This window comes from Winogradskyella haliclonae (genome assembly GCF_014635865.1).
GTDB classification, from domain to species: Bacteria; Bacteroidota; Bacteroidia; order Flavobacteriales; family Flavobacteriaceae; genus Winogradskyella; species Winogradskyella haliclonae.
The window spans coordinates 857,871-874,589 of record NZ_BMDQ01000001.1 but is presented as its reverse complement, the minus strand read 5'-3'; the positions used below and the strand labels follow the sequence as shown (position 1 = coordinate 874,589).

Below are 16,719 nucleotides of genomic sequence, written 5' to 3'. Positions count from 1 at the left end.
ATATTTTTTTGATTGAAACAACCAATTTCTATAACCGCTATTTCATCCATTTCTCCTTTAGGTTTCGACACAGAAACTATTTGGAAAAACTACCAATCAGAGTCTCATTTTTTTTCTAAAAAAGAAGGCAACTGGGTCGCACAATTACAAGAACATACCAAAAATGAAATAGACTCTCTTCGCCATTCTAACTCTAAATACAAGCAACTTGATGATTCGGTTTTATTCGGAATATATTCTGCAAGGCAAGCCATAAAATCTGCAGGTTGGGATACTAAAGATAATTTTGGAATAAACATTGGGTCTTCACGAGGAGCCACAGGTTTATTTGAAACCTATTTCGAAGATTTCTTAGAACATAAAAAAGCACAAACCTTAAGTTCTCCAACAACAACTCTAGGAAACATCTCATCTTGGGTTGCTCACGATTTACAAACCAAAGGTCCTGAGATTTCGCATTCTATTACATGTTCTACCGCACTTCATGCTATGCTAAATGGAGTAGCTTGGTTAAACTCTGGTATGTGCGATAAATTTTTAGTTGGTGGCAGTGAAGCGCCATTAACACCTTTCACTATTGCACAAATGAAAGCACTAAAAATCTATTCTAAAGAATCTGACAATAGACCCTGTAAGGCTTTAGATTTTAGCAAAACAAAAAACACCATGATTCTTAGTGAAGCTGCTGCAATGGCTTGTTTAGAAATCGGAAAGACTAATAAAACTCTAGCTCAAATTGAAGGTATTGGCTACGGTACTGAGTTATTAGAACATAACGCTTCATTATCTACAAATGCTGATTGTTTTCAACGTTCAATGGCAATGGCTTTAGGTGACTCAAACCCCGATGACGTTGATGTCATTGTCACGCATACTCCTGGAACAATTAAAGGTGATTTGGCTGAGCACAATGCAATAAAAGCGATTTTTTGTAACAAAATTCCTGCTTTAACTACTAATAAATTGAAAGTAGGTCACAGTCTCGGCGCTTCGGGATTGCTAAGTATAGAAATGGCCGTACTTATGCTTAACCATCAAACCTTTATTGACATCCCGTATTTGGAACAATCGTCTCCAAAAAAGATTTCAAAAATTATGATTAACGCTGTAGGTTTTGGCGGTAACGCAGTATCCGTTTTACTTTCAAAATAATCTAAATGTAATATATGTCTATATTCACTTTTAAAAGAAAGCTTCCTATCTGGAAACTTATTTTAGGTCCCTTAGCTTTAATTGTTGGCAGTGTTTCCCTATTTACAGATTTTACTGGATTTATTATAATAGGTATGGGTATTTTTCTGCTTCTAATAAATGGCTCCGAATTTGATTTTGAAAAAAATAAATACAGAAAAATTAAATCCATTTTAGGAATTGACATCGGAAAATGGGAGCCTCTTCCAGATATTGAATACGTTTCCGTTTTTAAAACAAATGAAACCACTACCTTAAGGCAAACATCTGCTGAAGCAACTATTACAAATGAGGTTATTAAGCTAAACCTGTTCTATAACAATAATAAAAGAATTGAAGCTTACAGGACTTATGACACTGAAGATGCTTTTAAAAAAGCTAAAGAAATAGCATCTTTATTAAATGTTGATATTTTAGATGCTACCGAGCGAGAATCTAAATGGATATAACTATTTTTGTTTTATAAATACTTGACATTTATGAGTACAGTAAGACACAATTGGACCAAAGAAGAAATCCTTGAGATATACAACAAACCGTTTATGGATTTGTTATACGAAGCTGCATCCGTGCACCGCTTACATCATGACCCAAATACGGTTCAAGTTTCTACACTATTGTCTATAAAAACTGGAGGCTGTCCAGAAGATTGTGGTTATTGCCCTCAAGCTGCACGCTATCATACAGATATCGAAGGCAACGATTTAATGTCTGTTCAGCAAGTAAAAGCACAAGCTTTACGTGCAAAATCTTCAGGAAGTTCTCGGGTTTGTATGGGTGCTGCTTGGCGGAATGTAAAAGACGGACCAGAATTTGACCAAGTCTTAGAAATGGTACGCACGATTAACAAACTAGATATGGAAGTGTGTTGTACACTTGGTATGGTAACAGAAAACCAGGCACAACGTTTGGCAGAAGCTGGTTTGTATGCCTATAACCATAACCTAGACTCTTCAGAAGAATATTATAAAGAAGTGATTTCTACTCGTGGTTTTAAAGACCGTTTAGAAACTATAGATAACGTTCGTAAAACCAATGTAACCGTGTGTTCAGGTGGAATTATTGGTATGGGTGAAAAAACTGAAGACCGTGCAGGAATGCTTGTAGCACTTTCAACTTTAGACCCTCAACCAGAATCTACACCAATTAACGCATTAGTTGCTGTTGATGGCACACCACTAGAAGACCAGCAACCAGTTTCAATCTGGGATATGGTCCGTATGGTTGCTACAACGCGTATTGTCTTACCAGAAACTCAAGTGCGCTTAAGCGCTGGTCGTACGCAAATGAGTAGAGAAGGTCAAGCAATGTGCTTCTTTGCAGGTGCAAATTCAATTTTTTCTGGAGATAAATTACTGACAACACCAAATCCTGATGTTAATGAGGATATGGAGATGTTTAAGTTATTAGGCTTAAACCCTCAGAAACCATTTACTAAAAAGGTACAACCGCAGACAGTTGAAGCATCCGATTCTCAATTTGAAGCTTTAGGTGAAAAACCTAAGTGGTCAAGACCTGAACACAAGATTGAGCGTAACGAAGAAGCTAAGCAAAAAGCAAAGGCATTAAAATAATCGTTAAAGTTCGTTTTACAATTTCTTAATTTTAGTCACGTTTTATTAACTTTGAACTACTAATTAGAACCTAACTTGGAATTAAATCTACAAGACATTCCTCGTGTAAAAACGATTACTAAAGAGGATTTCATTAAAAACTACTTTAAACCTCAAAAACCTGTGGTGATTGAGCGTTTTATTGAAGATTGGCCTGCGTATTCTAAATGGAACCTAGACTACATGAAAGAAATTGCAGGGGATATCACTGTGCCACTTTATGATGACAGACCTGTAGATTATAAAGACGGTTTCAATGAAGCACACGCCAAAATGAAGATGAGTGACTATATAGATTTATTAAAGCGTGAACCTACCAAATACCGCATTTTCCTTTGGAATATATTAAAAGAAGTACCTCAACTTCAAAAGGATTTTAGTTTTCCAGATTTTGGTTTGCGACTCATGAAAGGCTTGCCAATGCTATTTTTTGGCGGAAGAGATTCCTATACTTTTATGCATTATGATATTGATTTAGCCAATATTTTTCATTTTCATTTTGAAGGTGAGAAACAGTGCATTTTATTCGACCAAAAACAGAATAAGCATTTGTACAAGATTCCTCATTCATTAATCACGCGTGAAGATATCAATTTTGCCAATCCTGATTTAAAAAAATGGCCAGCACTTAAAAATGCTAAGGGTTGGGTTTGTAATCTTAATCATGGAGAAGTTTTGTATATGCCCGAAGGCTACTGGCATTATATGCGCTATATCACTCCAGGTTTTTCTATGAGTTTACGTGCCATTGCTCGTAATCCTAAAAACTTAGGTAAAGCTATTTACAATGTTTTTATTATGCGAAGTTTTGACAATATTATGCGTCGTATTAAAGGACAAAAATGGATAGATTGGAAAAATGAACAAGCAATTATAAGAACCAATAAGGCTCAAAGTATTACTTAATCAATTCATTTACTTTTTCGTAAACTAAGTTAGACTCCCATCCACGGTAAAGTAAGTAATCTGCAACTTTCTTTTTCTTTTTATAGATGTTCTTTTCCTTAACCTGAGCTATTCGCTTTTGAGTTAATTCATGTAATGTTTCGGAATAATCATCCGAATCAATTTCTTTTAAAGCAGAATCTATACTATATTTTGAAACTTGACGAAATTTTAATTCTCTTATAATTCTATTCTTTCCCCATTTCTTAATTCGGAATTTACCTCTTGCAAAAGCTTTTGCAAACCGCTCTTCATTAAGATAATTGTTTTCAATAAGATGTACCACAATAGTATCTACTGCCTCTGGTATCATCCTCATATTTCTCAGTTTATCGGTAACTTCTTTGTGACATCTTTCCTGATAAGCACAATAGTTTTCCAGAATTTTCTGCGCTTCATCGAGAGAATAGGGTTTTTGAAGGTTCATGACACAAAAATAGGTTGTAATTACCTTACTTTGTGTCTAGTGTGACAAAAAAACCAAATCGTTATGTTTAAAAAACTACCTATTCTCATATTTGCTCTTTTTTCCTTTTCTATGATAGGATTTGGGCAAACAACTATATATAGCGAAGATTTTACTGGTCAAGATGGCAAAGGTGCCGTTGGGCCTAGCAATTTTGTGGATACTTCAGGCGTAACATGGAGTGTGGATATTAGTTCTGCATCATTAACAGCTACAAATGATTACTTCCAAGTTAGAAGTGAAATGTTAGAAGGAAGAGACTTAGATACCGAGGCTACGTGGTTATCTCCAGTTATAGATATTACAAATTTTACGAATGTTCAATTCTCTTTAGAAGCTTCTGAAAATGATACATCAGATACTCTTGAAGACGCTGATACGTATGTAACAGAATACAGAATTGATGGAGGTGCTTGGACGGTTGCTGCAAATAATGGTACAATCATTAATGATTTTCCACTTACTGTAGTATCCGACACTGGCCTGTCTGGTTCTACTATAGAACTTAGGGTTACTATGACTGTAAATGGAAACAATGAAAGACCATTATTAGATAATATATTGGTAGAAGGTACAGCACCTGTTACACCTACAGTAAATGTTAGCCCAACTTCTGTATCAGGATTAGGTTATGTTGAAGGAGACGTTTCATTAACAGAAGCTGTTTTTGCAGTGCAAGGTTATGCATTAACAACAGATATTGTAATAACTGCTCCTACTAACTTTGAAATATCAACAACTTCTGGTGCGGGATTTACAAATAGTATTAATTTAACTCCTACTACAGGAACTGTAGCCCCAACTACAATTTACGTCAAGTTAATATCTGGCTTAACAGAAAACACTTATAATGATAACATTACAATAGCTACTACCGGTGTTACTACAATAAATGTAAATACTGATGCAGAAGTTACTGCTCCAATCCCCGATTGCTCTGAGTTATTCATAAGTGAATACCATGAACCTCAAGGTGCCGGGACAGGAAATAACAAATATATAGAATTATACAATCCAACTAATGGTGCCATTGATCTTAGCGGTTATAGGTTAGGCCGATATGTAGATGATGGTCCATTAAATAATATAGCAAACTTATCAGGTACTATAAATGCCTATTCTACTTTTGTAATAGGTCGTGATAATTCTGATTTATGTAATGCTGGTACTGCAGATTTCTGTATTAATGGTGGTGTAATGAATTTTAATGGAAATGACCCTATAGCACTTCAAACAGTTGCAGGAGTTAACATAGATGTTATTGGTGTAATTGGAGTTGACTCTAATTTTGCACAAAATACAGTGATAAGAAGAAATCAAGATGTATTAATCCCTACAGTTGCTTACGATGCGTCTCAGTGGACTGTTGCTACAGTTAATGACACATCTGATTTTGGAATGCATGTAAATGATTGTTCTTGCCCTAATACAACAACTTGGGATGGTTCAACATGGAGTGCAGGCGTTCCAGATTCTTCTACAGCCGCAATACTAGATGGAAATTATACTGTTAATGCAACTAACCCTAGTTTTACTGCCTGCAGTTTAACAATAAACGCTGGAGGAAGTTTAAGAGTCACCAATGGTTATTACATCGAGATTATAAACAATATAACGGTCACTGATGATGGCGATACAGCAACAAATGAAATTATTGTAGAAACACAAGGAAGTTTTGTACAACGTGGTGATGGCAGTTTAGCTGGGTCTTTTACATTAGGCACAGATGCGACTTCTGTTGTAAACAAAACCACATCTCCTCTCACCAATTGGTATGATGTTACTTTTTGGAGTTCTCCAGTAGTTGGCGAAAGTACGGATGGTGCACTATTTGATAGTAGCAGAGTTTTTTGGTTTAATGCAAATAATTTTCTAGATGCAGATGGAGATGGCTTAGATGATGATGCAAATGCCTGGACAAGAGAACAAGGAGATTTCCCTATGACTCCTGGTCAAGGTTTTTCAGGGAGTCATAACCAAATTGGTTTTCTTGGTGCTGGATTTTCATACAGTTATGTTTTTGAAGGCGCATACAATACAGGAGATATTACATATCCTGTTTTTAATGACCCAACAAATGGTTTACACTGGAATTTAATTGGAAACCCATATCCTTCTGCAATAGATATTGACGAATTTTTTGCTCAAAACGGCACTGTTGCACCAGGAAATAATACGGTTTACGAGGTCTTATACATGTGGTCTCAAGTAAACCCAGTCGATGCTGCAAATCCAGGTAATGAAGTTCTTAATTACAACCAAAACGACTATATCACTGTAAATACTTTAGGTGAAGCTGGTAACGGAACTACTGCTGCTCCATCTAGACAAGTACCTTCTGGGCAAGCATTTTTTATACCTTCTGCATCTTCTGGAAACGTCGTGTTTACTAATAGTATGCGCGTAAGTGGTAATAATGCTAATGATGAGTTTTTTAGGACTAGTAATTCAAGTGTTGTTAGCACTTCTAATTCAGTAGAAAAATTACATTTAAATCTAAGTTCGGATATAGGGATTTATAGTCAAATCTGTGTTGCTTATGCAGATATTGCCACTGATGGATATGATGGCAACGCTATAGATACAAATAGAAATTATGCTGGTAACGCTGGTGTGCTTTACTCTTTAGACAATAATGGTGACGGCTTTTATGTTATTCAAGGAAAAGCAAAATCTAGTCTTACCGAAGATGAAGTTATTAAATTAGGCTTTGGAGCTTACATCACTACAAACGAAACCTATACATTAGAAGCTATTGGTCGTGAAGGTGATTTCTTGAGTAGTAATCCTGTTTACTTAAAAGATAATGATTTAAATATTATTCATGATTTAACGACTTCTGGCTATACATTTACTTCTGATGGAGGTACTTTTAATGAGAGGTTTGAAATAGTGTTTAAAAGTCAAGCACTCTCTATTGATGATGATATCCTTAATGAAAATGATTTAATTATCACTGAGCTTAATGATGGAAATGTTAAATTTGAATTGAAAAATGCATCACTTTCAATAAATAATATTTCTATCTATGACTTGCAAGGTAGACGTGTATATAATTTAGATGGAGATTCCTCTTCTGAAACTTATAATCTTTCAAATCTAAAGTCACAGGTATTTATTGCTAAAGTTGAGTTAGCCAATGGACTAACAATTACTAAAAAATCGATAAAAAAATAGGCTAAATAATATAGTCATTAAAAAACTCCAGACATTGTTTGGAGTTTTTTTATAGGCTATACTTAACAGAAACTATAAGATTTCTTCCTGCTGCTGCAATACCCGAAGAATACGGTCTATAACGTTGATCTGTAATGTTTTCTAAACTTGTAGTTAATTCAAAATTATCATTGATTATGAACTGGGTTCTTAAGTTTAAAGTATACCATGAAGGCGAAAAAGGATTTCCATTTTCGTCTCTAGCATAGAGATAATCTTTACTAATTTCTGATGGTGCCAATTCATTAAAGTTTAACTCGTTATTGTATATCGCAAAAGCATCAAATATCCATTTCTTATGTTTGTATGTTAAGTGTGTACGGCCAAAACTTGGAGCAATATGCCTTACTGGCACTTCTAATCCATTAGCTTCTTCGGTACCACCTATAATGTTGTATTGCGACCTTAGCTGTAATTTTTTAGAAAAATTAACCTCAGCACCTATTTCAAAACCATAAATATACTCTTGAGACGCATTTTGAATGGCTTGCACAGTACTTAACTCCCCATCATAAAGAATTTCACTTTGCCCATTTAGTGTAAAATCACGACGTATTAAAGCATTATCCAAAAACGTATAATATGTCGCAAAGTCTAATCTTACTTTATCATTAAAGTTAAGCTTAAGACCAAGTTCGCCTCCGTATGCATATTCTGGTTTTAAGTTATTGTTAGGAACAACCACTGAACCTGGTTCTGAATCAAAAACTTTACCTATATCATCTATATTAGGTGCTCTAAATGCTGTTGATGCGTTTAAATTCCACTCTAATAAGTCACTGGGTATCCATCTAATACCTGCAGTTCCCGTTAGAGCTCCCGAATTTATTTTAGATGTATTAAAAGGAAGGTTTAAAAACGCATTATTAGATTCAAAATTTGCATTAGATATTATGTGATTATATCGCAATCCCGACTGGAAAACAAACTTCTTATTGGGTTTATACTTATAGCTTGTGTAAGCTGCAATAGATTGCCATGAAGCACCATCTGGATACCTTGACAAAGATGCAGTATTTTGCCCTGTACCTATATTTGTTTCTAATCCATCGGAACCAACAATATTATACAGGTACTCTAATCCGTAAAATAAACTTGAGGTTTTACCCAATCTCTTTTCTAAATCTAAATTAAATGAAAATGCATCAACTTGCTCAGAACGTGTTCTTCGGATTTCTGATTGGAAGTTTCTATCAATTCTACTTTCTTTAAAATTTTGATATGCTGCTGTCGCCTGAATCTTATCATAAAAAGTAGAACTACTACTTAACTTAGTTACTGTAAGATTGCTCATAAACCATTTTTGTGGCCCATAATACCATTCCGCAGAACGTAATCCATTATCGCTAGGTCTAATAAGTCTATCATATCTTGCAAAATCTGATGTGCCTGAGTAATGCAAGCCTAAATCGAATTTTAAATTATCAGCAGGTTCAAAATGTACCTTTTGCATCAAATTAATCTGGTTATAACCTGTAGAGTTTTGTACTAATGGATCAGAATTATTAACCAAAATATCTGTTCCATTTACAGTCTCTACAAACTGTGTCCTTAAATATTCGTCTGGGCCATGACGACCCATTCTTAAATCTTCAAAATCTGTAAAACTTACACTAGATAGAAAACCCCATTTATTATACCCAAGATTAACATCCGCATGTATTGTTTTTTCATTATTTGCAGTTGCATATCTTGTAACCGCATTAGCTTTTATAAATGCATCATCTTTATAAGATAATTGCGGCTTTTTGGTATAAAAACTCATAACACCTCCAATAGCATCACTTCCATATACTACAGAACCTGCACCAAGAGTTACCTCTGTATTTTGAATAGCAAATGGATCTATGGAAATAACATTTTGCAAATTTCCACCTCTAAATATAGCGTTGTTCATACGAACACCATCAACTGCAATAAGCAATCTGTTGGTTGAAAAACCTCTGATAATAGGACTACCTCCACCTAGTTGGCTTTTCTGCACAAATATATTTCCTGTAGCTGCTAACGCATCTGCGCTAGTCTGAGGGTTTGCTAATGCAATATCACTTGCACTAACACTAACTATCGATTGTGGTATATCTCTCTTGTTTTGTTCAAACTTTGAAGCTGAGATAACTACTTGATTTAAATCCTCAACACTTAGAGTCATAAAAACTTCAAATCCACTCTTTGCAATTTCACCTTTTGTTAGTTGCATTTTGGTATAAAGAAAATTCTGAAAATAGATAACTTCATTTTCTGAAAACACATCTATTACTACCTTACCATCAATATCAGTAATTACTGATTTATTTTTTTTTAGATTGTAAAGAACCACACCTGGAATTGGTTCTTTTGAAGCTTTTTCTTTTACAACAACTGTCTGTGCATGGCCTATTAAGCCTAACATTAAAAAGATAATTACTATAATCTTTGCACGTAAAAAATTCAACCTAAAAATTTGATTTGTTAGCGAAAAACCTCGCCTAAGATTTTTAATGATTTTGGTTTTTTAAAACCCTCCAAATGTAACTCAAAATATAACAATAGCATATCTAAAAAACTATGCCTTTCAAGTGCATTAATTTTTATGGTAGAAATAGCATCAAAATTTATGCCTAGTAGTTGTTTTAACAATGTTAAATTCTTCCCCGAAACTGAATAGTGCCCCTTTGATTGTGTTTCAAAATAGCCTGTTCTTAAATTAAAAAAGCACGTATTCTCCTTTGGTTCATCTGGCTGAAAACCTAAATATCGGCTTAATTTTAAAAGAAATAATAAATGGAAATTGGCATAATCATCTTCACTATCTAAATATTGAAACGCCGTCTCTATAAAATGAAATAAATCTGTGTTTTTTTCTTCTTCTTTTAAGACCATTGTCATTAATTCCGATAAAAACATCACTATAGCACTTTTATAGATGTTACTATACAATGTGTTATATATGTAATTAGACTTTATGTCTTTTAAGTAATGTAATGATTGGTTAGGTTTGTAATTTTCTTCAACTGCTAGCTGCATTAAAGGTTGAAAATAAACGCTTTTAGCTCGGTTAGTTTTTGAAGATTTGAGCCCTCCTTTTATAAGGTAGCTTAATGCACCTCTATGCTTAGTATATGCACGAACAATTAAATCGTAATCTTTATACTTTATTTTACTAAGTACAATAATATTGGATTTAATGAGCATAAGAACTATAATTATCTTATAATAAGAAGCTTTATTATTTTACTTTCAAAAGAATCTAAATCATTAATTATGACAAGATATACTCCTGAAGCTACTACATTATTTGCTAAGTTCTTACCGTTCCATATTGCGGTTCCCCCATCAATAGCAAAATTAGTTCTGAGGTTAGAGTTACGCCTATTAACTCGTGATTGCGCTTCTGCCACAAGATTACCTTCAATGTCTGTGATTTTAATATTTACATTTTCCGTTAAACCAACAACCTTAACACCTTTATTAATATCGTTTAAGTCATTTGCTCCTAAAATATCGTACTCTGGTCTAACAGGATTTGGATATGCATACGCATCATCTAATTCTTCTACTGGAGACGTACCTCCAGCCTTAAATGAAAGCAAGCCATTAGGTGTTGACAAATAAACAGTACCATTACTCTCATCTATTGAAATATCATTAATAGTATTTGTTGGTAATGGTGAGTTTGCTGTAGTAAAATGATAAATAGTTGACTGTCCATTTGGACTAACGTAAAATACTCCAGAGTCTACTGTACCAATCCACTTATTATTAGACCCATCTACTTCAATATCAGTAATTTCTTGATTTTCAAGTAATTCTCTAGCTAAACCGTCCTCTAAAAAAATTATTGGCTCAACAAAAGGGTTTTCTTCTTCATAAAAGCCTGAGGTATTAAAAAGCACTCTAAGCCCATTTCTTGTACCTATCCAAAGTTGATTTGATTTATCTAGTGCTAATGCTCTAATTCTAGATGAGGTTAACCCTTGGGTTTCGTCTTCTATTTGTCTTATCCTAGTGTCTTCATTTTCATTAAATGCAATAAGCCCATTACTAGCTGACCCTATCCATTTTGTCCCAGTATTATCATCAATCACTATATCGTAAAACCCTAATTCATCATTTACTGGGTCGACAATAAATGATGCAAAACTAAATGTTCGCCATTGATTATTAGAAGGATTATAAGATTTTAATGCCAAATCCACTCTACTTGTCATGTTCCAAAGATTTCCATCAATATCAAAGGCAGAAGCTCCTGTTCTGATATCAATTAAATCTGGTAAAGAAGGGATAATAAGTGATTGAAGCGGACTATTTGTTTCATCAAAAAAATTAGTAGGTTCAAAATTGTTAAACTCTAATATCCCATCTATAAAAGAGCTTACAAATACCTGATTAGGGTTAGATGGGTTAATTGTAATTTTGTTTAACTCTCGCATTCCTAGAAGGCTATCAAATGGTATATTTGTCCATTCATCCTCCCTTAATATACTAACACCTCTACTATTAAGTGGGTATGGATTTAATCTATCTGTATACTCCCCAAAAGTAACCCATAAGCCTTGTCTAAAAGCTTGAATTTTAAAGCCATTATTTCTTAAAGGTCCATCTGGTCTAATCTCAACAAAAGTACTCGTGTCACTAATGTTTGTTCGCAACACTCCAAAAGTACTTGTGCCAATGTAAATGTCTGTACCAAAACTAATTGCTGATGAATATTGTGTCTCAAAATCTGTTGTTTGATTTACCTGAGTAATTAGATTTGCTGAGGAATTAAATACATAAACAGAATTACTATTTGTATATAACAACTGGCCATCAACAGATTCTGAATCTAGTGGTAATACATCAAAATTAAAAACAGGTGTTAATACATCATTAATAAACTCTATTAGATTTCTATCTGTACGTAAACCATATAAACGGTTTTCTACGGTTTCTACCGATGTATAGCTTCCACCTGTAACTGTTTGCCATTGATTGGCATCTATTAAATTTGGATTGGTTAATAATCCTTTTCTAAGACCATTTCCATCATTACAAGCTGCATATATAAAGCCGTTAAAAACCGTTGTTTTCTCAACAGGTATCTGTGTGTTATTATTTCCTATGAAATAAGTATCACCAAACTCTAAACGTTCTAAATCATAAACCGAAATGCCAAAATCTGTAGATATATATGCCAAACCTTCGTACTCATAAAAATCATTAATGGTTTTTATACTTGGATCGATACTTTCCTTTTCAAGAATATCTACTACAGTTAATACGCTTTGGTCAGACTCGAAATAAATTTCCATAAGACCTGTTTTATATCCAATAAGTAGTAATTGATTTTCCTCGCTATATTGTATTGTAGAAATTAATTCTCCTGAAAGTCCTTGTATGGTTGTAATCTTCTCAATTTCATTAGAGTTTACATCATAGCTGAAAATTACATTTTCTGAAGCTGCGAAAATTTTAAACTCACTACGCGATACATCAATAATGTCGTAGTAAGAAAAAAAGTCTTGCCAGAGTGCAGTAAAATCTTGCGCTCCTGATTTATAAATCGTGAAGAAAATCACAAAAAAAACGAGAATGTATCGTTTTATCATTTCAATTTAAGTTTGTTCAAATATATTTATTACTAACGTTATTTTTTGCGTTATCATATATAAAAAAAGCTCCTACAAGTTTTGCAGGAGCTTTTTTAAGTATCTAGTTATAAATTAAACCACACCTTGGGCTAACATAGCATCGGCTACTTTAACAAAACCTGCAATATTTGCTCCCGTTATATAATCTATAGAACCGTCATCATTTTTACCATATTTAACACAAGAATCATGTATATCTTCCATAATATCTTTTAGTCTAGCATCTACTTCCTCTCTAGTCCAACTTAATCGTAATGAATTTTGACTCATCTCTAAACCTGAAGTTGCAACACCACCAGCATTAGATGCTTTCCCTGGTGCAAACAAAATCTTAGCTTTTTGGAATTCATGAATTGCCTCTGGTGTTGATGGCATATTTGCGCCTTCAGATACACAAATACAACCATTATCTATAAGTTGCTTAGCTTCTTCTCCATTTAACTCGTTCTGAGTTGCACAAGGCAATGCAATATCACAAGCCACTGACCATGGTCGCTCTCCTTTGAAATATTTTGCATTTGGATACTTATCTACGTATTCGCTAATTCGTCCTCGTTTTACATTTTTAAGGTCCATAACATACGCTAACTTATCCGTGTCTATACCATCTTCATCTAAAATATAACCTCCAGAATCAGAAAAGGTTAACACAGTTGCACCTAATTCAATTGCTTTTTCTGCTGCATATTGTGCTACATTTCCTGAACCAGAAATCACAACCTTTTTCCCATTAAAAGAATCGTTTTTAGTTTTTAGCATATTTTGCGCAAAGTAAACGTTTCCATAACCTGTAGCTTCAGGACGAATTAATGATCCTCCCCAAGAATGTCCCTTACCTGTTAATACACCTGTAAAAGAATTCTTTAATTTTTTATACATTCCAAACATAAACCCAATCTCTCTCGCGCCTACTCCAATATCTCCAGCTGGTACATCCGTATTATGACCTATGTGTCTAAAAAGCTCTGACATAAACGCATGGCAGAAACGCATAATTTCATTATCACTCTTACCTTTAGGATTAAAGTCAGAACCACCTTTACCGCCACCCATTGGTAATGTTGTTAAGGCATTTTTGAAAACTTGCTCAAAAGCTAAGAACTTTAAAATACTTGCATTTACTGAAGGATGAAAACGTAAACCTCCTTTGTATGGACCAATAGCAGAGTTCATTTGTATTCTATAACCTCTATTTACTTGAAGTTCTCCAGTGTCATCTACCCAACAAACTCTAAAAGAAATAAGCCGTTCTGGCTCAACCATGCGAAGTAAAATATTCTTTCCATGATAAATATCATTTTTAACTATATAAGGAATCACTGTTTCAGCAACTTCTTCTACTGCTTGTAAGAATTCTGGCTCATGGCCATTACGCTTCTTTACTTCGTCTAAAAACGCTTCAATTTTATCTTTCATTTGATATATTATTAGTGTATTCTTAATTTTAAGTCACAAAGATACATTATCTGTAAAAAAATTGATTTATTTTTTTAATATTATCAATATCTTTTTAATATTTAATTTTTAGCTTCGTTTAATCTATGTACACAATAAATATGCATTTCGTCCGTTTTATTTTGTATTTCGTCGATATTTTTTATATTTGTCCATGATTAAGCCCAAAAAAGAGCTAAACCTATGATTATTAACCTGAGGCAGTTACTCATTATTTGCGTTGTAATTTTAACAACACAAGTTTCGCAAGCACAACTTGGTTTTTCTCACGAAGTGGGTGTCATTACTGGACCAGTGCAGTTTCGTTCAGATTTTGGACAACGCTTTAATGAAGAAAATAACATTGGAAATACTGGTTATGGTATTGGACTAATCCATTATATAAACTTTTCTTATAGAGCAGATTGTAATTGCTATACATCTGATACATATTTTAACGATCATTTTAAACTAAGAAGTGAGATTTCTTATAATAAAACTAAATTAGACCACTTTGGTCGTTGGGTTGATGGAAGTCAGTTTGGTATAGATGGACAGAGATTAAGAGCACATTCTGGCGAAGCCAATAATTTTGATATTGGTATGCAACTTGAATACTTTCCGCTAAGTATTAGAGCTTTTTCGTCTCATACTGGTGGTTGGGCTCCCTTTATTAGTTTAGGTGCTCATTATACCATGTCATCACCTAAACAGTTTACAACCTTTGGGCGTGATGGAGGCCCTTCTGATAATAATATCTTTAATCCTGATAACATATATGGCCCTTGGATTGCTGCCAGTGGTGGTGAATATCCAATAAACGTAGACCCAATAAATGCTTGGTCAGTAGTTTCTAGTATTGGAACACGATACAAATTGACCATACTTTCAGATTTAATGATAGATTTAAGGTTTCAATACTACTTTAGTGATTGGATTGACGGTTTAAATCATAAATTACCATCTAATAAGTTTAATGACGTATTGATTTGGTTAAACTTTGGCTATATCTATTATTTGGACTAAAAATTAAAAACATAAGCAAAAAAGACCGAATTTCCATTCGGTCTTTTTTGCTTATATAGGTAAATAATTAACCTATGGCTTGTTTTAAATCTGTAATTAAATCTGCTTCATCCTCAATACCAACACTTAATCTTATTAGTGCGTCTACGACACCCGTTTTTTCTCGTTCTGCTTTTGGTATACTTGCATGGGTCATACTAGCTGGATGACCTGCTAAAGACTCGACACCACCTAAAGATTCCGCTAGTGTGAAAATCTTCAAATTTTCAACAATTTTAATCGCTTCATTATAATTATTTCCTTTAGTGACAAAAGAGACCATACCACCAAAATCTTTCATTTGTGATTTTGCAATATTATGGTTTGGATGACTTTCAAAACCTGGCCAATATACTTTTTCAATCTTGGGGTGATTTGCTAAATATTCTGCGACAGCTTTACCATTTTCGCAATGACGTTGCATACGAACATGCAGTGTTTTTATTCCTCTTAAAGCCAAAAAACTATCCTGAGGTCCACAAACTGCACCACTAGCATTTTGTATAAAGTACAAACGTTTAGCCAAGTCTTGATCTTTAACGACTAATCCTCCCATAACCAAATCGCTATGACCTCCAATATATTTTGTTGCAGAATGCATTACAATGTCTGCACCTAAATCTAAGGGTTGTTGAAGATAAGGTGTTGCAAATGTGTTATCTACTGCTAGCAATACATTCCTTCGTTTTGCAATTTTAGCAGTCGTCTTAATATCAATGATATTCATCAGTGGGTTTGTTGGTGTTTCTACCCAAATGAGTTTTGTGTTTTCATTGATATAGTCTTCAATTTGTTCGGCATTTTCCATACCAATAAAATGAAACTTAATTCCAAAATTCTTATAAATACTCGTAAACAAACGATAGCTTCCGCCATATAAATCATTAGTTGAAACCACTTCATCTCCAGGTTCGAGTAATTTTAAAACGGCATCAATTGCTGCCAATCCAGAACCAAAAGCCAAGCCATAACTTCCGTTTTCTATGCTAGCTAATGCATTTTCTAAAGCACTGCGAGTTGGGTTGTGCGTTCGAGAATACTCATAACCTTTATGACCACCTGGTGTAGATTGTGCATATGTAGAAGTTTGGTAAATTGGTGGCATTACGGAACCATAAGCAGGATCGTGTTGTTGGCCACCATGTATCGTTTTTGTATTGAATTTCATAAAAAATAA

At 34.0% G+C, this 16,719-nt stretch carries 12 protein-coding genes; 6 read left to right on the top strand and 6 right to left on the bottom strand.

The genetic code is table 11. From position 1 onward, the window contains the following. Positions 1-12: 12 nt before the first annotated feature. The 4 genes from IEV10_RS03965 (at position 13) to IEV10_RS03950 (ending at position 3,710) form a co-directional block, all read left to right on the top strand. Positions 13-1,152, top strand: coding sequence for a beta-ketoacyl synthase N-terminal-like domain-containing protein (locus tag IEV10_RS03965; protein ID WP_188373394.1), 1,140 nt, complete (start codon positions 13-15; stop codon positions 1,150-1,152). A gap of 14 nt (positions 1,153-1,166) precedes the next feature. Further along, positions 1,167-1,640 carry a hypothetical protein gene (locus IEV10_RS03960; RefSeq protein ID WP_188373393.1) on the top strand — a complete coding sequence of 158 codons (474 nt, stop codon included), beginning with the start codon at positions 1,167-1,169 and terminating at the stop codon, positions 1,638-1,640. A 30-nt stretch (positions 1,641-1,670) separates the two neighbouring features. Continuing rightward, positions 1,671-2,765 carry a biotin synthase BioB gene (gene bioB / locus IEV10_RS03955; RefSeq protein WP_188373392.1) on the top strand — a complete coding sequence of 365 codons (1,095 nt, stop codon included), beginning with the start codon at positions 1,671-1,673 and terminating at the stop codon, positions 2,763-2,765. Positions 2,766-2,840: 75 nt separating this feature from the next. Continuing rightward, positions 2,841-3,710 carry a cupin-like domain-containing protein gene (locus tag IEV10_RS03950; RefSeq protein ID WP_188373391.1) on the top strand — a complete coding sequence of 290 codons (870 nt, stop codon included), beginning with the start codon at positions 2,841-2,843 and terminating at the stop codon, positions 3,708-3,710. Here the strand turns inward: IEV10_RS03950 and IEV10_RS03945 are convergent. Continuing rightward, positions 3,703-4,176 (bottom strand): regulatory protein RecX, encoded by a 474-nt coding sequence (locus IEV10_RS03945; protein WP_188373390.1) that lies wholly within the window; start codon positions 4,174-4,176, stop codon positions 3,703-3,705. The genes IEV10_RS03950 and IEV10_RS03945 overlap by 8 nt on opposite strands. Before the next feature lie 63 nt (positions 4,177-4,239). Between IEV10_RS03945 and IEV10_RS03940 the strand changes: the two genes are divergently transcribed. Further along, on the top strand, positions 4,240-7,392 hold the full coding sequence (locus IEV10_RS03940) for a RemA C-terminal-like gliding motility protein (protein ID WP_188373389.1): 3,153 nt from the start codon (positions 4,240-4,242) through the stop codon (positions 7,390-7,392). 49 nt (positions 7,393-7,441) lie between these two features. On the opposite strand, the gene IEV10_RS03935 is transcribed toward IEV10_RS03940, so the two are convergent. The 4 genes from IEV10_RS03935 to gdhA all read right to left on the bottom strand — a co-directional run bounded on the left by IEV10_RS03935 (position 7,442) and on the right by gdhA (position 14,459). Next, complete coding sequence (locus IEV10_RS03935; protein WP_188373388.1) at positions 7,442-9,823, bottom strand: TonB-dependent receptor plug domain-containing protein; 2,382 nt, start codon at positions 9,821-9,823, stop codon at positions 7,442-7,444. 59 nt (positions 9,824-9,882) lie between these two features. Continuing rightward, positions 9,883-10,605: a DNA repair protein RecO gene (recO, locus tag IEV10_RS03930; protein ID WP_188373387.1), complete on the bottom strand. Its 723-nt coding sequence runs from the start codon at positions 10,603-10,605 to the stop codon at positions 9,883-9,885. Between the two features lie 11 nt (positions 10,606-10,616). Beyond that, a complete protein-coding gene (gene porZ, locus IEV10_RS03925; protein WP_188373386.1) occupies positions 10,617-13,001 on the bottom strand; it encodes a type IX secretion system anionic LPS delivery protein PorZ in 2,385 nt (794 codons plus the stop codon). A 114-nt stretch (positions 13,002-13,115) separates the two neighbouring features. Beyond that, entirely contained in the window at positions 13,116-14,459 is a 1,344-nt protein-coding gene (gene gdhA / locus IEV10_RS03920; protein ID WP_188373385.1) for an NADP-specific glutamate dehydrogenase, read from the bottom strand. Between the two features lie 222 nt (positions 14,460-14,681). On the opposite strand from gdhA, the gene IEV10_RS03915 reads away from it, so the two are divergent. Beyond that, the gene (locus tag IEV10_RS03915; protein ID WP_188373384.1) at positions 14,682-15,503 is read left to right on the top strand and encodes a THC0290_0291 family protein; all 822 of its coding nucleotides are present in this window, start codon (positions 14,682-14,684) and stop codon (positions 15,501-15,503) included. A 67-nt stretch (positions 15,504-15,570) separates the two neighbouring features. Here the strand turns inward: IEV10_RS03915 and IEV10_RS03910 are convergent, their stop codons facing one another. Next, on the bottom strand, positions 15,571-16,710 hold the full coding sequence (locus IEV10_RS03910) for a cystathionine gamma-synthase (protein ID WP_188373383.1): 1,140 nt from the start codon (positions 16,708-16,710) through the stop codon (positions 15,571-15,573). Positions 16,711-16,719 lie beyond the last annotated feature (9 nt).